Source organism: Streptomyces sp. cf386 (assembly GCF_900103585.1).
Classification (GTDB): Bacteria; Actinomycetota; Actinomycetes; order Streptomycetales; family Streptomycetaceae; genus Streptomyces.
In genome coordinates this window covers 137,505-156,154 of the sequence record NZ_FNHV01000010.1, presented here as the reverse complement: position 1 = coordinate 156,154, position 18,650 = coordinate 137,505, and the positions used below count along the sequence as shown (strand labels likewise).

General features: G+C 69.5%; 15 protein-coding genes. 12 read left to right on the top strand and 3 right to left on the bottom strand.

The window, feature by feature from the left end; genetic code table 11:
- Nucleotides 1-14: 14 nt before the first annotated feature.
- From BLU79_RS25790 to BLU79_RS25780, 3 genes are read left to right on the top strand one after another with little or no spacing between them, the layout of a single operon-like run.
- A complete protein-coding gene (locus BLU79_RS25790) occupies nt 15-1,958 on the top strand; it encodes an acetyl/propionyl/methylcrotonyl-CoA carboxylase subunit alpha (protein WP_093908274.1) in 1,944 nt (647 codons plus the stop codon).
- Complete coding sequence (locus BLU79_RS25785; RefSeq protein WP_093908273.1) at nt 1,958-2,893, top strand: hydroxymethylglutaryl-CoA lyase; 936 nt, start codon at nt 1,958-1,960, stop codon at nt 2,891-2,893. The genes BLU79_RS25790 and BLU79_RS25785 overlap by 1 nt, the downstream gene beginning before the upstream one ends.
- A gap of 6 nt (nt 2,894-2,899) precedes the next feature.
- Nucleotides 2,900-4,060, top strand: coding sequence for an acyl-CoA dehydrogenase family protein (locus BLU79_RS25780; RefSeq protein ID WP_093908272.1), 1,161 nt, complete (start codon nt 2,900-2,902; stop codon nt 4,058-4,060).
- Between the two features lie 109 nt (nt 4,061-4,169).
- On the opposite strand, the gene BLU79_RS25775 is transcribed toward BLU79_RS25780, so the two are convergent.
- Entirely contained in the window at nt 4,170-4,655 is a 486-nt protein-coding gene (locus BLU79_RS25775; RefSeq protein ID WP_093908271.1) for a hypothetical protein, read from the bottom strand.
- A gap of 197 nt (nt 4,656-4,852) precedes the next feature.
- Here BLU79_RS25775 and BLU79_RS25770 point away from each other — a divergent pair, with 197 nt between their 5' ends.
- The 6 genes from BLU79_RS25770 (at nt 4,853) to BLU79_RS25745 (ending at nt 12,002) form a co-directional block, all read left to right on the top strand.
- The gene (locus tag BLU79_RS25770; RefSeq protein WP_093908270.1) at nt 4,853-5,899 is read left to right on the top strand and encodes an ABC transporter substrate-binding protein; all 1,047 of its coding nucleotides are present in this window, start codon (nt 4,853-4,855) and stop codon (nt 5,897-5,899) included.
- A 28-nt stretch (nt 5,900-5,927) separates the two neighbouring features.
- On the top strand, nt 5,928-6,794 hold the full coding sequence (locus tag BLU79_RS25765) for a siderophore-interacting protein (protein WP_093908269.1): 867 nt from the start codon (nt 5,928-5,930) through the stop codon (nt 6,792-6,794).
- 202 nt (nt 6,795-6,996) lie between these two features.
- On the top strand, nt 6,997-8,439 hold the full coding sequence (desA, locus tag BLU79_RS25760; protein WP_093908268.1) for a lysine decarboxylase DesA: 1,443 nt from the start codon (nt 6,997-6,999) through the stop codon (nt 8,437-8,439).
- Nucleotides 8,423-9,706 (top strand): lysine N(6)-hydroxylase/L-ornithine N(5)-oxygenase family protein, encoded by a 1,284-nt coding sequence (locus BLU79_RS25755; RefSeq protein WP_093908267.1) that lies wholly within the window; start codon nt 8,423-8,425, stop codon nt 9,704-9,706. Before desA ends, BLU79_RS25755 begins: the two co-directional genes overlap by 17 nt.
- Nucleotides 9,703-10,233, top strand: a complete 531-nt coding sequence (locus BLU79_RS25750; RefSeq protein ID WP_093908266.1) for a GNAT family N-acetyltransferase — start codon at nt 9,703-9,705, stop codon at nt 10,231-10,233. The genes BLU79_RS25755 and BLU79_RS25750 overlap by 4 nt, the downstream gene beginning before the upstream one ends.
- Nucleotides 10,230-12,002: an IucA/IucC family protein gene (locus BLU79_RS25745; RefSeq protein ID WP_093908265.1), complete on the top strand. Its 1,773-nt coding sequence runs from the start codon at nt 10,230-10,232 to the stop codon at nt 12,000-12,002. Before BLU79_RS25750 ends, BLU79_RS25745 begins: the two co-directional genes overlap by 4 nt.
- Nucleotides 12,003-12,172: 170 nt before the next feature.
- On the opposite strand, the gene BLU79_RS25740 is transcribed toward BLU79_RS25745, so the two are convergent.
- Nucleotides 12,173-13,702: a beta-N-acetylhexosaminidase gene (locus tag BLU79_RS25740; RefSeq protein ID WP_093908474.1), complete on the bottom strand. Its 1,530-nt coding sequence runs from the start codon at nt 13,700-13,702 to the stop codon at nt 12,173-12,175.
- A gap of 149 nt (nt 13,703-13,851) precedes the next feature.
- Between BLU79_RS25740 and BLU79_RS25735 the strand changes: the two genes are divergently transcribed.
- Nucleotides 13,852-14,736 (top strand): DUF4429 domain-containing protein, encoded by an 885-nt coding sequence (locus BLU79_RS25735; RefSeq protein WP_093908264.1) that lies wholly within the window; start codon nt 13,852-13,854, stop codon nt 14,734-14,736.
- Nucleotides 14,737-14,760: 24 nt separating this feature from the next.
- Here the strand turns inward: BLU79_RS25735 and BLU79_RS25730 are convergent, their stop codons facing one another.
- Complete coding sequence (locus tag BLU79_RS25730) at nt 14,761-16,323, bottom strand: purple acid phosphatase family protein (protein WP_093908263.1); 1,563 nt, start codon at nt 16,321-16,323, stop codon at nt 14,761-14,763.
- 175 nt (nt 16,324-16,498) lie between these two features.
- Here BLU79_RS25730 and BLU79_RS25725 point away from each other — a divergent pair, with 175 nt between their 5' ends.
- Nucleotides 16,499-16,756 carry a hypothetical protein gene (locus BLU79_RS25725; RefSeq protein ID WP_093908262.1) on the top strand — a complete coding sequence of 86 codons (258 nt, stop codon included), beginning with the start codon at nt 16,499-16,501 and terminating at the stop codon, nt 16,754-16,756.
- 14 nt (nt 16,757-16,770) lie between these two features.
- Nucleotides 16,771-18,588 carry a glutamine--fructose-6-phosphate transaminase (isomerizing) gene (gene glmS / locus BLU79_RS25720; protein ID WP_093908261.1) on the top strand — a complete coding sequence of 606 codons (1,818 nt, stop codon included), beginning with the start codon at nt 16,771-16,773 and terminating at the stop codon, nt 18,586-18,588.
- Nucleotides 18,589-18,650 lie beyond the last annotated feature (62 nt).

The window sequence follows — 18,650 nt, the reverse complement described above, 5'->3', positions numbered from 1 at the left end:
GGGACACAACAACGATGTTCGACACGGTACTTGTGGCCAACCGGGGCGAGATCGCCGTCCGCGTCATCCGGACCCTGCGCGCGATGGGCGTGCGCTCGGTGGCCGCCTTCTCGGACGCGGACGGCGAGGCGCGGCACGTCCGGGAGGCCGACACGGCGGTACGGATCGGTCCGGCACCGGCCGCCGAGAGCTATCTGTCCGTGGAGCGGCTGCTCGACGCCGCCGCCCGCTCCGGCGCCCAGGCGGTGCACCCCGGCTACGGCTTCCTCGCGGAGAACGCCGCGTTCGCGCGCGCGTGCGCCGACGCCGGGCTGGTCTTCATCGGGCCGCCCGCCGAGGCCATCTCGCTCATGGGCGACAAGATCCGGGCCAAGGAGACGGTGAAGGCGGCCGGGGTGCCGGTCGTGCCGGGCTCCAGCGGCAGCGGCCTCACGGACGGCCAACTAGCCGACGCCGCCCGCGAGATCGGCATGCCGGTGCTGCTCAAGCCCTCCGCCGGCGGTGGCGGCAAGGGCATGCGGCTGGTGCGGGACGCGGAGCAGCTGGACGACGAGATCGCCGCCGCCCGCCGTGAGGCCCGCGCCTCCTTCGGCGACGACACCCTCCTCGTCGAGCGGTGGATCGACCGCCCCCGGCACATCGAGATCCAGGTCCTGGCCGACGGCCACGGCAATGTGGTGCACCTGGGCGAGCGCGAGTGCTCCCTGCAGCGCCGCCACCAGAAGATCATCGAGGAGGCACCGAGTGTGCTGCTCGACGAGGAGACCCGGGCCGCGATGGGCGAGGCGGCCGTGCAGGCGGCCCGCTCCTGCGGGTACCGGGGCGCGGGCACGGTGGAGTTCATCGTGCCGGGCGGCGACCCCTCGTCGTACTACTTCATGGAGATGAACACCCGCCTCCAGGTGGAGCACCCGGTCACCGAACTCATCACCGGGCTCGACCTGGTGGAGTGGCAGCTGCGGGTGGCCGCGGGCGAGCGGCTGGCCTTCGGGCAGGAGGACGTACGGCTCACGGGCCATGCGATCGAGGCCCGTATCTGCGCCGAGGACCCCGCGCGCGGGTTCCTGCCGTCCGGCGGCACGGTCCTGAAGCTCCACGAGCCCCAGGGCGACGGCATCCGCACCGACTCCGGGCTCAGCGAGGGCACGGAGGTCGGGAGCCTGTACGACCCGATGCTGTCCAAGGTGATCGCGTACGGGCCGGATCGGGAGACGGCCATCAGGAAGCTCCGCGCCGCCCTCGCCGGGACGGTCACGCTGGGCGTGCAGACGAACGCCGGGTTCCTGCGGCGGCTGCTCGCGCATCCGGCGGTCGTCGCGGGCGAGTTGGACACCGGGCTGGTGGAGCGGGAGGTGGACTCCCTCGTGTCGGCCGAGGTGCCCGAGGAGGTGTACGAGGCCGCCGCGGCCGTACGTCTCGACGCGCTGAAGCCACGCGGCGAGGGCTGGACGGATCCGTACTCCGTGCCGAACGGCTGGCGTCTGGGCGGCACGCCCAGGGCCGTGGCGTTCCCCCTCCGGGCGACGGGACTCGAACCCGTCACTCATGAGGCGAACGGCACCCACACGGTCACCGACGACACCGTCGCCGTCACCCTCGACGGCGTCCGGCACACCTTCCACCGGGCCGCCCTGCCGGACGGCACCTGGCTGGGGCGCGACGGCGACGCCTGGCACGTGCGCGACCACGACCCGGTCGCCGCGTCCCTCACCGGCGCCGCACACGCCGGCGCCGACTCGCTCACCGCGCCCATGCCGGGGACGGTGACGGTGGTGAAGGTCGCCGTCGGGGACGAGGTGACCGCGGGCCAGAGCCTGCTGGTCGTCGAGGCGATGAAGATGGAGCACGTCATCTCCGCCCCGCACGCCGGCACGGTCGCCGAACTGGACGTCACACCGGGCACGACGGTCGCCATGGACCAGGTCCTCGCCGTCATCGCCCCGGCGGAGGAGGACTGATGACGCTGCCGATGACGGTGCCCGCCGCGGACCTGCCCGCCCGCGTCCGCATCCACGAGGTCGGCGCGCGCGACGGCCTGCAGAACGAGAAGTCGACCGTGCCGACCGAGATCAAGGCGGAGTTCGTCCGCCGGCTCGCCGACGCGGGGCTGACGACGATCGAGGCCACCAGCTTCGTCCACCCCAAGTGGGTGCCCCAACTCGCCGACGCCGAGCAGCTGTTCCCGCTCGTCGCCGACCTGAAGGGCGTGCACCTGCCGGTCCTGGTTCCCAACAACCGCGGCCTGGACCGCGCCCTGGCCCTCGGCGCCCGGCGGGTCGCCGTCTTCGCCAGCGCCACGGAGTCCTTCGCCAAGGCCAACCTCAACCGGACGCTGGACGAGTCGCTGGCGGTGTTCGAACCGGTCGTGAAGCATGCGAAGGACGAGAACCTCCACGTCCGCGGCTATGTCTCGATGTGCTTCGGCGACCCGTGGGAGGGCGCGGTCCCGATCCACCAGGTGGTGCGTGTGTGCAGGGCACTCAGGGACATGGGCTGCGACGAGCTCAGCCTCGGCGACACGATCGGCGTCGCGACGCCGGGCCATGTGCTGGAGCTGCTCTCCATGCTCAACGAAGAGGGGGTGCCGACGAACGTCATCGGCGTCCACTTCCACGACACCTACGGCCAGGCACTGGCCAACACCTACGCCGCCCTCGAACACGGCGTCACCACGATCGACGCCTCCGCGGGCGGCCTCGGCGGCTGCCCGTACGCCAAGTCCGCCACCGGCAACCTCGCCACCGAAGACCTCGTGTGGATGCTGCGGGGCCTCGGCATCGACACCGGAGTAGACCTCGACCGCCTCGTCGCCACGAGCGCGTGGATGGCCGAACAACTGGGCCGACCCAGCCCGTCCCGCACCGTACGAGCCCTGTCCCACAAGGAGCAGTGACCCGCGATGGACCACCGACTCTCCCCCGAACTCGAAGAACTCCGCCGTACGGTGGAGCAGTTCGCGCACGACGTCGTAGCGCCCAAGATCGGCGAGTACTACGAGCACCACGAGTTCCCCTACGAGATCGTCCGCGAGATGGGCCGCATGGGCCTGTTCGGGCTGCCGTTCCCGGAGGAGTACGGCGGCATGGGCGGCGACTATCTGGCGCTCGGCGTGGCCCTGGAGGAGCTGGCCCGGGTGGACTCCTCGGTCGCCATCACCCTCGAAGCGGGCGTCTCGCTCGGCGCGATGCCGATCCATCTCTTCGGCACCGACGCCCAGAAGCAGGAGTGGCTGCCGCGGCTGTGCTCCGGCGAGATCCTCGGCGCCTTCGGCCTCACCGAGCCGGACGGCGGCAGCGACGCGGGCGCGACGCGCACGACGGCCCGCCTCGACGAGTCGACGAACGAGTGGGTGATCAACGGCACCAAGTGCTTCATCACCAACTCCGGCACGGACATCACGGGGTTGGTCACGGTCACCGCGGTGACCGGCCGCAAGCCGGACGGCAAGCCGCTCATCTCGTCGATCATCGTCCCGTCCGGCACCCCGGGCTTCACGGTCGCCGCCCCGTACTCCAAGGTCGGCTGGAACGCCTCCGACACCCGTGAACTGTCCTTCGCGGACGTCCGGGTCCCGGCGGCCAACCTCCTGGGCGAAGAGGGCCGTGGCTACGCCCAGTTCCTGCGCATCCTGGACGAGGGCCGCATCGCCATCGCGGCGCTCGGGACGGGCCTGGCGCAGGGCTGCGTCGACGAGTCGGTGAAGTACGCGAAGGAACGCCACGCCTTCGGCCGCCCCATCGGCGCCAACCAGGCCATCCAGTTCAAGATCGCCGACATGGAGATGAAGGCCCACACGGCCCGCCTCGCCTGGCGCGACGCGGCGTCCCGGCTGGTGTCCGGGGAGCCCTTCAAGAAGGAGGCGGCGCTGGCGAAGCTGTACTCGTCGACGGTCGCGGTGGACAACGCCCGCGACGCGACGCAGATCCACGGCGGCTACGGCTTCATGAACGAGTACCCGGTCGCCCGTATGTGGCGGGACTCCAAGATCCTGGAGATCGGCGAGGGCACGAGTGAGGTGCAGCGGATGCTGATCGCGCGGGAGTTGGGGCTGGTGGGCTGAGCGTGTCGGCCCCCTGCTCCGTCCCGCACCGGAGCCGGGGGCCGTCCCGTTGCCATGGCCGAGCGACAGCGCCGCTGTTGACCGCGATCACCGAGACCTGTGGGTCGAGTCAGGCTGGGTCCGGGCTGTCCGGTCGTCGCAGTCGACCGGCCGCCGCGTTGCGCACTCGGCGGGTTCGTCCCCGTGCGGCCGGCAGTCCGAGGGCTTCCGGTGAGGTCATCGCCTGTGCGCTCACGATGGTGCGCTGACACCAGTCGGATGCGCCGGCGAGCTCTTCGGCGGTCCATGGCTCGCCCAACGCGATCCGTCGGAGCAGGGTCCACTCGCGTAGCCGCCGGGCCAGGAACTCGTGCTCTGCGATGACCACGGCCAAGGTCTGGGCCCAGGCAGGGAAACGGGAGTCGGTCAGCAGTCGGTCGGCGCGGCGATCCAGATGGCGGCCCACCGCGCCGCGCGCCATCACCGCGTCCTCATCGCGCAGAACGGCGGTCACCAGATCGATCTCGTCCGCCTCCGAGACGGCCTCCAGAGCGGCAAGGTGGTCGGCGAAGCGCCGGTGCTCGGCGGGCTCCTGGCCTTGCTGAGGGCCGGTCATGCCGTCACCTCCAGCCTGGATCCCAACTGGCGCCGAATGAGAGGGAGTTGACACCACCAACCCCCACCAACGAAACCCATGGACACCCCACAGCTTTCGATCACAGGGCCCCCACCCCTGGACATCAGCTCAGGTTAGGCTAACCTACCTTCGAATTGTCCGGCCGGTGATCCGCCCTGTTCGAAAGCAGCGTAACCATGCCCAACGCCAGAGCCACCCACCTCACCCGTCGCGGCATCCTCGCCGCGGGCGGCGCCCTCGGTCTCGGGGCCGTGCTCGCAGCCTGCGGGGACGACGACGCGAAAAGCGGTGGTTCGGACGAGGCGACGACCGCTGCCAAGTCCGGCCCCTGGACGTTCAAGGACGACCGCGGCACCACCGTGAAGCTCGACAAGGTCCCGACGAAGATCGTCGCCTTCGTCGGTGTCGCCGCCGCGCTGTTCGACTACGGCATCGAGGTCAAGGGCGTCTTCGGCCCGACCAAGACCCAGGACGGCAAGGCCGACGTCCAGGCCGGCGACATGGACGTCAGCAAGCTGACGGTCTTCGGCAACGTCTGGGACCAGTTCAACGTCGAGAAGTACGCCGCGTTCGCCCCCGAGGTCCTCATCTCCACGACCTTCGACAGCGCCGGCACCCTCTGGTACGTCCCCGAGGCCTCCAAGGACAAGATCGCCAAGCTCGCCCCGAGCGCCGCGATCTCCGTCTACGACCGTCAGCTGACCCAGCCGCTGGAGCGGGTGTGGGCGCTGGCCGAGTCCCTCGGCGCGGACCTGAAGGCCGACAGGATCGCCCAGTCCAAGAAGGACTTCGAGGCCGCCGCCGAGCGCCTGCGCAAGGCCGCCAAGGCCCGCCCCGAGATCAAGGTGATGGCCGGTTCCGCCAGCCAGGACATCTTCTACGTCTCCGGCACGAACCTCTCCATCGACCTGGAGTACTTCAAGGCCCTCGGCGTGAACTTCGTCGAGCCGCCGGAGAGCGCCAAGAAGGAGGGCGGCGGCTGGTTCGAGAGCCTGAGCTGGGAGAACGTCGACAAGTACCCGGCCGACATCATCATGATGGACGACCGCTCCTCGACGATCCAGCCGGCCGACATCACCGAGGCGACCTGGAAGAAGCTGCCCGCGGTGAAGGCGGGTCAGGTCATCGCGCGTTCGCCCGAGCCGATTCTGTCGTACGACAAGTGCACGCCGCTTCTCACGAGCCTCGCCGAGGCCATCGAGAAGGCCAAGAAGGTTAGTTAAGGCCAAGAAGGTCAGCTGAGGAGTCACAGTGACGACCGCCGTAGCCGCCCCGTTCCGTTTCTTCTCCCTCCAGGTCGTACGGACGAGGCGGCTCGGTCCGTCTCTGGTGCGGGTCTCCTTCGCCGGGGAGGACCTGAGGCACTTCTTCTCCGACGGGTGCGACCAGTCCCTCTCGCTGTTCCTGCCGCACCCCGGCCAGCGCGAGCCGCAGGTCCCCCTGGAGCTCGGTGACGGCTGGTGGCAGGGCTGGCGCGAACTCCCGGACGACGTACGGGCCGTGATGCGGTCGTACACGCTCCGGGCGCTGCGGCGGGATGCCTACGGGCACACCACCGAGATCGACATCGACTTCGTGCTGCACGGCATCGAGCCCGGCGCGGCCGTCCCCGCCGGCCCCGCCTCCCGCTGGGCCTCGCGGGCCGCCGCCGGTGACCGCGTGCTGCTGCTCGGCCCCGCGATCGCCGACAACCGGGCGATCCGGTTCCGGCCGTCCGACGACACCGACCTCGTGGTGATCTGGGGCGACGAGACCGCCGTGCCCGCCGTCTCCGCCATCCTCGAGTCCCTGCCGGCCGGCACCCGCGCGCGGGTCTGGCTGGAGGTGCATGACGCCGGGGACATCCAGGACCTCGCGACCGAGGCCGACGCCGAGATCACCTGGCTGGTCCAGGACGAGTCGCGCGCCGAGGGGTCCCCCATGGCCCTCGACGCCATCCGCGCCGATCGACTCCCCGCCGCCGAGCGCCCGTACGTCTGGATCGCGGGCGAGTCCGGGTGCGTGAAGACGCTGCGCCGGCACTTCGTCGGTGAGCGCGGGGTGGACCGCCGCAGGGTCACCTTCGTCGGGTACTGGCGGCAGGGGCTGAGCGAGGAGCAGCTGCGTGAGCAGGAGTGACGGCCCCTCAGGAGCGGTAGCCCGCCAGGAGTAACTGCCCCTGAAAGCAAGGCGATCGGGCGACTGCTGCGACGTAAGTGATCGCAGTCACCCTTGATGCTGCCCTAATTCAAAGGGACTTAGGTTAGGCTAACCTAAGTTTCACGGCACCCCTTCATGCCACCCCGCACTTCACGGCCCGTCCCCACCGGAGGACCTCCCCATGCGCTCGCACCTGCTCAATGACACGACCGCGGAGCAGTACCGCCACTCCGTGACCGAAGGAATCGAGCGGGTGGCCGCCAAACTCGCCGCCACCGATCGTCCGTTCACCGGCGTCACGGTCGACGCCCTGGCCCCGACCATCGACGCGATCGACCTCGACAAGCCGCTGCACGACACCGCCGCGGTCCTCGACGAGTTGGAGGACGTCTACCTCCGGGACGCGATCTACTTCCACCACCCCCGCTACCTCGCCCACCTCAACTGCCCGGTCGTCATCCCGGCCGTGGTCGGCGAGGCGATCCTCTCCGCGGTCAACTCCTCCCTGGACACCTGGGACCAGTCGGCCGGCGGCACGCTCATCGAGCGCAAGCTCATCGACTGGACGACCGACCGAATAGGCCTCGGCGAGAACGCCGACGGTGTGTTCACCTCGGGTGGCACCCAGTCCAACCTCCAGGCCCTGCTCCTCGCCCGCGAGGAGGCCAAGACCGACTCCCTGGCGAAACTGCGCATCTTCGCCTCCGAGGTCAGCCACTTCAGCGTGAAGAAGTCCGCGAAACTGCTGGGCCTGGGCCAGGACGCCGTGGTCTCCATCCCCGTCGACCACGACAAGCGCATGCAGACCGTCGCGCTCGCCCATGAGCTGGAGCGCTGCAAGAAGGACGGCCTGGTCCCGATGGCCGTCGTCGCCACCGGCGGCACCACCGACTTCGGCTCCATCGACCCGCTGCCCGAGATCGCCGAGCTGTGCGAGCAGTTCGACACCTGGATGCACGTCGACGCCGCCTACGGCTGCGGCCTGCTCGCCTCCGTGAAGTACCGCGACCGCATCGACGGCATCGAGCGCGCCGACTCGGTCACCGTCGACTACCACAAGTCCTTCTTCCAGCCCGTGAGTTCGTCCGCCGTACTGGTCCGCGACGCCTCGACGCTGCGCCACGCCACCTACCACGCGGAGTACCTCAACCCGCGCCGTATGGTCACCGAGCGCATCCCGAACCAGGTCGACAAGTCCCTCCAGACCACCCGCCGCTTCGACGCCCTCAAGCTGTGGGTGACCCTGCGCGTGATGGGCGCCGACGGCATCGGGCAGCTCTTCGACGAGGTCTGCGACCTGGCGGTGGAGGGCTGGAAGCTGCTGGCCGCCGACCCGCGCTTCGACGTGGTCGTGGAGCCCTCGCTCTCCACCCTGGTCTTCCGCTACATCCCGGCGGCCGTCACGGACCCCGCCGAGATCGACCGCGCCAACCTGTACGCCCGCAAGGCCCTGTTCGCCTCCGGCGACGCGGTGGTCGCGGGCACCAAGGTGGGCGCCCGCCACTACCTGAAGTTCACCCTGCTCAACCCCGAGACGACGACCGAAGACATCGCCGCCGTCCTCGACCTGATCGCCGGCCACGCCGAGCAGTACCTGGGAGAGTCCCTTGACCGCGCGTCCTGAAAACCCGACCAAAACCCATGACTTCGTGGGGATCGGGCTCGGCCCGTTCAACCTCGGCCTCGCCTGCCTGACCGAGCCGATCGCCGAACTCGACGGTGTCTTCCTGGAGTCCAAGCCGGACTTCGAGTGGCACGCGGGCATGTTCCTGGACGGCGCCCACCTCCAGACCCCGTTCATGTCGGACCTGGTCACCCTGGCCGACCCGACCTCGCCGTACTCCTTCCTGAACTACCTGAAGGAGAAGGGCCGGCTGTACTCGTTCTACATCCGCGAGAACTTCTACCCGCTGCGGGTCGAGTACGACGACTACTGCCGCTGGGCCGCGAACCGGCTGAGCAGCGTCCGCTTCAGCACCACCGTGACGGAGGTGACGTACGACGAAGGCGCCGAGCTGTACGTCGTGCGGACGGCCGCCGGTGACACCTACCGCGCCCGCCACCTCGTCCTCGGCACCGGCACCCCGCCCTACATACCCGAGGCCTGCCAGGGCCTGGGCGGCGACTTCCTGCACAACTCCCGCTATCTGCAGCACAAGGCAGAGCTCCAGAAGAAGGAGTCGATCACCCTGGTCGGCTCCGGACAGTCCGCGGCCGAGATCTACTACGACCTGCTCAGCGAGATCGACGTCCACGGCTACCGGCTGAACTGGGTCACCCGCTCCCCGCGCTTCTTCCCGCTGGAGTACACCAAGCTCACGCTGGAGATGACGTCGCCGGAGTACATCGACTACTTCCGCGAGCTGCCGGAGGCGACCCGCTACCGCCTCACCGCCGAGCAGAAGGGCCTGTTCAAGGGCATCGACGGCGACCTGATCAACGAGATCTTCGACCTGCTCTACCAGAAGAACCTCGGCGGCCCGGTCCCCACCCGACTGCTCACCAACTCCTCGCTGAACGGCGCGCGGTACGAGAACGGCACGTACACCCTGTCCCTGCGCCAGGAGGAGCAGCAGAAGGACTACGAGCTCGACTCCCAGGGCCTGGTCCTGGCCACCGGCTACAAGTACGCCGAGCCGGAGTTCCTCGCGCCCGTCAAGGACCGCCTGGTCTACGACTCCCAGGGCAACTTCGACGTCGCCCGCAACTACGCCGTCGACGTCACCGGCCGCGGTGTCTTCCTGCAGAACGCCGGCGTCCACACGCACAGCATCACCAGCCCCGACCTGGGGATGGGCCCGTACCGGAACGCGTACATCATCCGCGAGCTGCTCGGCACCGAGTACTACCCGGTCGAGAAGACGATCGCGTTCCAGGAGTTCGCCGTATGACGTTCACGTTCCGTCCCCTCGATCCTCTGAAGGACGCCGAGCTCCTGCACGCCTGGGTCACCCACCCCAAGGCCGCCTTCTGGATGATGCAGGACGCGCGACTGGAGGACGTCGAGCGCGCCTACATGGAGATCGCGGCCGACGACCACCACCACGCCCTGCTCGGCCTCCAGGACGGCGTCCCCGCCTTTCTGATGGAGAAGTACGACCCCGCTCACCGGGAACTGGTCGGCCTGTACGAGCCACAGCCCGGTGACGTCGGTATGCACTTCCTCACCCCGGCGACCGACACGCCCGTGCGCGGGTTCACGAGGGCGGTCATCACCGCCGTCATGGCGTACCTCTTCGAGGACCCGACGGTGCAGCGCGTCGTGGTGGAGCCGGACGTCTCCAACACGGCCGTCCATGCGCTGAACGAGGCCGTCGGCTTCGTGCCCGAGCGTGAGATCCAGAAGCCGGAGAAAAAGGCGCTGCTCAGCTTCTGCACGCGCGATCAGTTCTTGTCCGCCCGAGGAGTAGCCGTATGACCCTGTCCGACGCCGTAGCGCATCTGTCCCCCCACCGCTGGGCGCGGGCCAACCGCCTCCTGATCCGCAAGGCACTCGCCGAGTTCGCGCACGAGCGCCTCATCACGCCGGAGGCCACCGGCGCCGGCGCGTACGTCGTCCGCAGCGACGACGGCCTGACCCGGTACACCTTCACGGCCGTGCTCCGCGCCCTCGACCACTGGCAGGTCGACGCCGACTCGATCACCCGCCACCGGGACGGCGCCGAACTCCCGCTCGCCGCCCTGGACTTCTTCATCGAGCTGCAGAAGTCCCTGGGCCTGAGCGACGAGGTCCTGCCGGTCTACCTGGAGGAGATCTCCTCCACCCTCTCCGGCACCTGTTACAAGCTCACCAAGCCGCAGGTCCCGGTCGCCGAGCTGGCGCAGGCCGGTTTCCAGGCCATCGAGACCGGCATGACCGAGGGCCACCCCTGCTTCGTCGCGAACAACGGGCGGCTCGGCTTCGGCATCCACGAGTACCTGTCGTACGCCCCCGAGACCGGGAGCCCGGTCCGGCTCGTCTGGCTCGCGGCCCACCGCTCGCGCGCCGCGTTCACGGCCGGCGTCGGCATCGAGTACGAGGCCTTCGTACGGGACGAGCTGGGCGAGGAGACCGTCGAGCGGTTCCACGGCGTCCTGCGCGAGCAGGACCTGGACCCCGCCGACTACCTCTTCATCCCCGTCCACCCCTGGCAGTGGTGGAACAAGCTCACCATCACCTTCGCCGCCGAGGTCGCCCAGAAGCACCTGGTGTGCCTCGGCGAGGGCGACGACGAGTACCTGGCCCAGCAGTCCATCCGGACCTTCTTCAACCGGTCCAGCCCCGAGAAGCACTACGTGAAGACGGCCCTGTCCGTCCTCAACATGGGCTTCATGCGCGGCCTTTCGGCGGCGTACATGGAGGCGACCCCGGCGATCAACGACTGGCTGGCCCAGCTCATCGACAACGACCCGGTGCTGAGGTCGACCGGCCTGTCGATCATCCGCGAGCGCGCCGCCGTCGGCTACCGGCACCTGGAGTACGAGAAGGCGACCGACCGCTACTCGCCGTACCGCAAGATGCTGGCCGCGCTGTGGCGCGAGAGCCCGGTCGCCTCCCTCCAGGAGGGCGAGTCGCTGGCCACGATGGCCTCCCTGGTCCACGTCGACCACGAGGGCGCCTCCTTCGCGGGCGCGCTGATCGCCCAGTCGGGCCTGGCGCCGACGCAGTGGCTGCGCCGCTACCTGAAGGCGTACTTCACCCCGCTGCTGCACAGCTTCTACGCCTACGACCTGGTGTACATGCCGCACGGCGAGAACGTGATCCTGGCCCTGAAGGACGGCGTGGTCCAGCGCGCGATCTACAAGGACATCGCCGAGGAGATCGCCGTCATGGACGTGGACGCGGTGCTGCCGCCCACGGTCGAGCGGCTGCGTGTGGACGTGCCGGAGGAGAAGAAGCTCCTGTCCATCTTCACGGACGTCTTCGACTGCTTCTTCCGCTTCCTCGCCGCGAACCTCGCGGCCGAGGGAATCCTGGAGGAGGACGACTTCTGGCGCACGGTCGCCGAGGTCACCCGGGACTACCAGCACTCGGTGCCCGAACTCGCCGACAAGTTCAAGCAGTACGACATGTTCGCCCCCGAGTTCGCCCTGTCCTGCCTCAACCGCCTCCAGCTGCGCAACAACAAGCAGATGGTGGACCTCGCGGACCCGGCGGGCGCACTGCAGATCGTCGGCAACCTGAGGAACCCCATCGCGGGGCTGTAGTCCACGGCCCCATGAGACCGGCGCGCACCCCCGGGGTACGGTCCCCCGGGGGTGCACGTCTATACGTCCGAGGCGTGCGCGCCCTGTTTAGGGGCGCGGGGCTGTGTCAATTTGCGGCTCCGCCGCGGGGCGCGACCAGCCCCCACCGTCCCGCAGACAAATCACCGCGCTCACGCCGTAGGCCATGGCACCTGAGGCGACCGGTAGAAGCTGATCCCCAACGCCTCCCACCGCTCAGCCTGCGCAGCAAGCCGCACCTTGTAGCCCTCCCAGTCATGCGTGGACGCCGGCGACCACCCCAGCTCGGCCACGCCCGCCAGCCTCGGGAACGCCATGTACTCGATGTCGGCGGACTTGGTGATCGTCTCGGACCACAGCGGCGCCTCGACACCCCGGACCGCCGAAGAAGGCACTCCCGGAAGGTAGTTACCGGGATCCCAGTCGTACGACCGCTTCACCTCCACCAGACCGGCCCAGTCCAGCCCCAGCGGAGTGTCCGCCGTGTACTTCATGTCGAGGTAGATCCGGTCGGCCGGAGACAGCACGATCCCCGTCCCGTTCTGCGCGGCCTTGGCGACCTGCGCCTTCTCCTCGGCACTCGTGTCGTCCAGTCCCCAGTACTGCGCCAACGCCCCCCGCGAGGGGGTCGCCCCGGTCAGCTGATGCCAACCGACCACCGTCTTGCCGTACTTGGCGACGAGGGGCTGCACCCGGTCCATGAACGTGACGTAGTCCTCGTGGCTGGTGGAGTGCGCCTCGTCGCCGCCGATGTGCAGGTACTTGCCCGGCGTCAGCGCGGCCAGCTCCCGGATCACGTCGTCCACGAAGTCGTACGTGATGTCCTTGCCGACGCACAGCGAGCTGAAGCCGACCTCGGTGCCGGTGTAGAGCGGGGGCGCGACGCCGTCGCAGTTCAGCTCGGCGTACGAGGCGAGGGCGGCGTTGGTGTGGCCGGGCATGTCGATCTCGGGGACGACCTCCAGGTAGCGGGAGGACGCGTACCGGACGATCTCCTTATAGTCGGCCTTGGTGTAGTAGCCGCCGGGGCCGCCGCCGACCTGGGTCGAGCCGCCGTAGGTCGCGAGGCGCGGCCAGGAGTCGATGGCGATGCGCCAGCCCTGGTCGTCGCTGAGGTGCAGATGCAGCTTGTTGATCTTGTACAGGGCGAGCTGGTCGATATAGCGCTTGACCTGGTCGACGGTGAAGAAGTGCCGGGACACGTCGAGCATCGCGCCGCGCCAGCCGTAGCGCGGGGTGTCCTTGACGGTGCCGCCCGCGACCAGCCAGGGGCCGGGCTGGACGGAGTCCTTCTCGACGGCCGCCGGGAGCAGCTGGCGCAGGGTCTGGACGCCGTGGAAGAGGCCGGCGGGCTTGGCCGCGGTGATGGTGACGCCCTTGCGGCCGCTGTCGAGGCGGTAGCCCTCGACGCCGTACGGGCCCTTGGCCAGGCGCAGTTGGATGCCGCCGGCGCCGTGGGCGGTGACGGGGAGGCGGTAGCCGGTGGAGGGGCGCAGGACGGTCGCGAGGTACTCGCCGACGCGGCGGGTCTCACGGGAGTCGTCGACGCGGATGCGGGTGTCGCGGGTGATCCGGTAGGGGGATCCGCTCGGGGCGACCGACGCGGGCGCGGGGACCACGCGGTCGAGCGGGGTGGGCGATGCCGCCTGGGCGGGAGCGGCCCCGGTCACGGAGACGCCCATCGCGACCAGCAGCAGGGAACCGAGCAGGCGAAGCGTTCTGTGGTGCGGTCTGACACGGCCATCTCTCACAAGCGTGTCCCTTCCATGAGCCGTTGAGCCCCAAGAGGTCTGGACCACTCTCTCGTGAGACTGGTGGAACAATCCACCCCATGGCGGAAATCCTCCAGAAGGACGGCACGTGGGTCTTCGACGGCGACGCCCTGCGGCTGACTCCCGGGCGCGACAAGAACGTCAGCCTGTTCCGCAAGACGCTGGGTGAACTGGTCGTCCCCCTGGAGGCGTTGGCGGGGGTCTCCTTCGAGCAGGGCAGGAAGGCCGGGCGGCTGCGGCTGCGCCTGCGCGACGGCGCCGACCCGCTGCTGCACGCCACGGGCGGCCGGCTCACCGAGCCCAACGACCCGTACCAGCTGATCGTCGAGTCCGACCGCTACGGCGTCGCCGCGTACTTCGTGGACGAGGTGCGAGGCGCACTGCTGCTGGACCAGGTACCGGGCGACCCGGTCGACGCGTACCTGGTGCCGGGCCCCTCCGTCCCCCTGTCGGTCTCCGCCGGGGACGGCACCGCGAGCTTCGACGGCGAGCACATCCGCCTGGAGTGGAACTGGAAGACGGAGGACGCCAAGGCAGCCGCCGGCAGCCGCTCCCTCCCGCTCACCGACATCGTGGCGGTGGAGTGGCATCCGGCGGCGGGCCTGGAGAACGGCCACCTCCGCTTCACCGTCAGGAACGCGCCCACCAAGGCCCCGCCCAAGTACGACCCGAACTCGGTCGAGCTGTGGGGCTTCAAGAAGGACCCCCTGATGGCCCTGGTCGCGGCGGCGGTCCAGGCCCGCCTGCCGCACCCGGCCGGGCCGGGCGCCGCGGACGTACCGGACGCGCGACCGGAGCTGCCTTCCCCTCCGGTCGCGTCCGCCGAGGACGACCACGACGCCCTCCTGCGCCGCCTGCGCGAACTCGGCGAACTCCGTCGCACGGGCGTGCTGACGGACGAGGAGTTCACGCTGGCCAAGCAGGCGGTTCTCAAACGGATGTAGCGCCGATGAAAGGCCCGCTCACCCCTACTTCGCCCGGCGCGCCACCCTGAAGTGGTCGATACGGTCACCGGTCTCGGCGATGCCCGACACGACCAGCTTGGCGTAGCGCCCGCGCGCCGCGGGCTCGACGTCCACCCGCAGGAACGAGTAGTTCAGGTAGCGCACGCGCGACCAGGTGACTGTCTCGTTCTGCTTGCCGTCCTTGAGGTTGACGAAGGAGGCCACGGAGTCCTGCTCGTTCTCGTGCCCCTCGTAGGAGTCCGGTGCGGTGAACGCGTAGAGGCTACGGCCGGCCGCGCCCGCGGTGACGTAGACGACCCCCTCGGTCTCGGGGTAGGCCGTGCCGCCGATCGGCAGCTTCTTGGTGACCTCGTTGCCCTTGATCACGTCCGTGCGCTCGTACTGGTGGTTGTGGCCGTTGATGACGAGGTCCACCTGGTACTTCTCGAACAGCGGCACCCACTCCTGGCGCACACCCCCCTCCGAGGCGTGCGCGGTGGAGGTGCAGTACGCGCAGTGGTGGAAGAACACGACGACGAAGTCGATGTCGCGGGCGGCCCGGAACTTCTTCAGCTGCGCCTCGAACCACTTGGTCTGCGTGCCGCCGGAGATGCCGAGGTTGGCGGGGATCTCGTACGACACGTCGTTCGGGTCGAGCGAGATGATCGCGGTGTTGCCGTGGACGAAGGAGTACACGCCCGGCAGGTTCTTCCGGTCCGGCCCGTTGTCGGGGAGCGTGAAGCGGGCCTCCTCGCCGCCGTAGCCGCCCGGCGAGTACCAGGCCTCCATGTCGTGGTTGCCGTACGACACCATCCACGGCACGGACTTGGCGACCGACTCGGTCTGGGCCAGGAACTGGTCCCAGGTGCGCGAGTCGAAGCCGGTGTCGGCGGTCTTGCCCGCGCCGGACGGGTCCGCGTAGGCGATGTCGCCCGCGTGCAGGTGGAAGGCCGGGTTCTGGCCCAGGATCAGGCTGTCGTTGGCCAGGCCGTGGTAGCTGACGCCCTGGTCGCCGAAGGCCGTGAAGGTGAACGGCGCCTTGTGCGCGGGGGCGGTGGTGAAGGTGCCGAGGGTGCCCAGGAGGTGCGGCTCGGCGGGGTCGAAGCCCTGGTGGCCGACGCCGTAGTAGTACGTCCGGCCGGGCTTGAGGTGGGCCAGCTTGGCATGGACGTAGTACTGCGTGTGGTCGGCACTCGCCCCGACGCCGGCCGGCGTGTAGAGGGTGCGGACCTCGGCCTCGATCTTGCGGGAGAGGTCCCAGGGGTGGGCGCCGATCCGGATGAACGGCTTCTTCACGGCGACGGGGACCTGCCACGAGACGGTCATCTCGGTGCGCGCGTCGTTGCCGTAGGCGAGGTGGCGGCCGAAGGGGGCGACGAGGGCGCCGTCGACGGTCTCGGTACGCGGCGCCGTCTGTGTGGGTACGGCGGCCTGTGCGGTGGCGCCCGGCACGAAGGCGCCACCCGTGACGGCGCCGAGCGTGACGGCGCCGCCTCTGATCATGTTGCGCCGGGAGAACTTGGCGCGCAGGTACTCGTGCTGCTCGGCCATGCTCATGCGCTCGGCGAGCTGCTCGGGTACTCCCATACGAGGAATGTCCATGGCGCCACAAGTTGGTCGCCGCAGACATCCCCCCGCGGAACAACCGCCCAACGAACACCCATGGCTGTTCCATAACTGTCCCAAAGGCCTCTGACACCCTCTTGCCCGAAATCGGGCAGGATTCTTGCGAACCGGTCCCCCATACCCCAGGATCTACCGAGTGCACGACGACCTTGTTGATCACCTGACCCGCAGCACGCCCCTCCAGCGGGGCGAGGCGCTGCGGGTGATCCAGGACGTGCTCGCCTACTTCGACGAGACGACCGAGGAGTTCGTCCGTCGCCGCCACCGCGAGCTCCAGGCCCAGGGCCTGGTGAACGCGACGATCTTCGAACGGATCGAGGCGGACCTGAAATACCGGGCAGTGGCCCCACCGGAGCTCACGCTCCGCCAGCTGCGCCGGATCGTCTACGGCTAGGGATACCTATATATATGTGCGGAATCGTCGGATACATCGGGAAGCGTGACGTAGCACCCCTGCTGCTGGAGGGCCTCCAGCGCCTGGAGTACCGCGGCTACGACTCGGCGGGCATCGCCGTCACCTCCCCGAAGGCGGCGGGCCTGAAGACGGTCAAGGCCAAGGGCCGGGTCCGTGACCTGGAGGCCAAGGTCCCGGCGCGCTTCAAGGGCACCATCGGCATCGCCCACACCCGCTGGGCCACCCACGGCGCCCCCTCCGACCTGAACGCCCACCCGCACCTGGACGCCGAGGGCAAGGTCGCCGTCGTCCACAACGGCATCATCGACAACGCCTCCGACCTGCGCCGCAAGCTGGAGGCGGACGGCGTCGAGTTCCTCTCCGAGACCGACACCGAGGTCCTCGTCCACCTCATCGCCCGCTCGCAGGCGGAGAAGCTGGAGGACAAGGTCCGCGAGACCCTGCGCCTCATCGAGGGCACGTACGGCATCGCCGTACTGCACGCCGACTACCCGGACCGCATCGTCGTCGCCCGCAACGGCTCCCCGGTCGTCCTCGGCATCGGCGAGAAGGAGATGTTCGTCGCCTCGGACATCGCGGCCCTGGTCGCCCACACCCGGCAGATAGTGACGCTGGACGACGGCGAGATGGCCACCCTGAAGGCCGACGACTTCCGCACGTACACGACGGAAGGCACCCGTACGACCGCCGAGCCGACCACCGTGGAGTGGGAGGCCGCGTCGTACGACATGGGCGGCCACGACACCTACATGCACAAGGAGATCCACGAGCAGGCCGACGCCGTGGACCGCGTCCTGCGCGGCCGCATCGACGACCGCTTCTCCACCGTGCACCTCGGCGGCCTCAACCTGGACGCCCGCGAGGCCCGCCAGATCCGCCGGGTGAAGATCCTCGGCTGCGGCACCTCGTACCACGCGGGCATGATCGGCGCCCAGATGATCGAGGAGCTGGCCCGCATCCCCGCGGACGCCGAGCCCGCCTCGGAGTTCCGCTACCGCAACGCGGTGGTGGACCCCGACACCCTGTACATCGCGGTCTCCCAGTCGGGCGAGACGTACGACGTCCTCGCGGCCGTCCAGGAGCTGAAGCGCAAGGGCGCGCGGGTGCTGGGCGTGGTGAACGTCGTCGGCTCGGCGATCGCCCGCGAGGCGGACGGCGGCGTCTACGTCCACGCCGGCCCCGAGGTCTGCGTGGTCTCCACGAAGTGCTTCACGAACACGACGGTCGCCTTCGCCCTCCTGGCCCTCCACCTGGGCCGCACCCGCGACCTCTCGGTCCGCGACGGCAAGCGGATCATCGAGGGCCTGCGCAAGCTGCCCGCCCAGATCGCCGAGATCATGGAGCAGGAGGCGGAGATCGAGAAGCTGGCCCAGCAGTACGCCGAGGCCCGCTCGATGCTCTTCATCGGCCGCGTCCGGGGCTACCCGGTCGCCCGCGAGGCCTCCCTCAAGCTCAAGGAGGTCTCCTACATCCACGCCGAGGCCTACCCCGCCTCCGAGCTCAAGCACGGCCCGCTGGCCCTCATCGAGCCGGCCCTCCCCACGGTCGCGATCGTCCCCGACGACGACCTCCTGGAGAAGAACCGCGCCGCCATGGAGGAGATCAAGGCCCGCAGCGGCAAGATCCTCGCGGTGGCCCACCAGCCCCAGGAGAAGGCCGACCAGACGATCGTGGTCCCGAAGAACGAGGACGAGCTGGACCCGATCCTGATGGGCATCCCGCTGCAACTCCTCGCCTACCACACGGCGCTGGCGCTCGGCCGGGACATCGACAAGCCGCGCAACCTGGCGAAGTCGGTGACGGTGGAGTAGTCCGGGCGAACGGAATGAGCGGACCCCCACGTGATGCCCCTGATCACGTGGGGGTCCGCTCT

Excerpts from the sequence above, each read along its gene's own strand:
- BLU79_RS25790 (WP_093908274.1), top strand. The coding sequence starts at position 15 with ATGTTCGACACGGTACTTGTGGCCAACCGGGGCGAGATCGCCGTCCGC.
- BLU79_RS25785 (WP_093908273.1), top strand. The coding sequence starts at position 1,958 with ATGACGCTGCCGATGACGGTGCCCGCCGCGGACCTGCCCGCCCGCGTC.
- BLU79_RS25780 (WP_093908272.1), top strand. The coding sequence starts at position 2,900 with ATGGACCACCGACTCTCCCCCGAACTCGAAGAACTCCGCCGTACGGTG.
- BLU79_RS25775 (WP_093908271.1), bottom strand. The coding sequence starts at position 4,655 with ATGACCGGCCCTCAGCAAGGCCAGGAGCCCGCCGAGCACCGGCGCTTC.
- BLU79_RS25770 (WP_093908270.1), top strand. The coding sequence starts at position 4,853 with ATGCCCAACGCCAGAGCCACCCACCTCACCCGTCGCGGCATCCTCGCC.
- desA (WP_093908268.1), top strand. The coding sequence starts at position 6,997 with ATGCGCTCGCACCTGCTCAATGACACGACCGCGGAGCAGTACCGCCAC.
- BLU79_RS25750 (WP_093908266.1), top strand. The coding sequence starts at position 9,703 with ATGACGTTCACGTTCCGTCCCCTCGATCCTCTGAAGGACGCCGAGCTC.
- BLU79_RS25745 (WP_093908265.1), top strand. The coding sequence starts at position 10,230 with ATGACCCTGTCCGACGCCGTAGCGCATCTGTCCCCCCACCGCTGGGCG.
- BLU79_RS25740 (WP_093908474.1), bottom strand. The coding sequence starts at position 13,702 with ATGGGCGTCTCCGTGACCGGGGCCGCTCCCGCCCAGGCGGCATCGCCC.
- BLU79_RS25735 (WP_093908264.1), top strand. The coding sequence starts at position 13,852 with ATGGCGGAAATCCTCCAGAAGGACGGCACGTGGGTCTTCGACGGCGAC.
- BLU79_RS25730 (WP_093908263.1), bottom strand. The coding sequence starts at position 16,323 with ATGGGAGTACCCGAGCAGCTCGCCGAGCGCATGAGCATGGCCGAGCAG.
- glmS (WP_093908261.1), top strand. The coding sequence starts at position 16,771 with ATGTGCGGAATCGTCGGATACATCGGGAAGCGTGACGTAGCACCCCTG.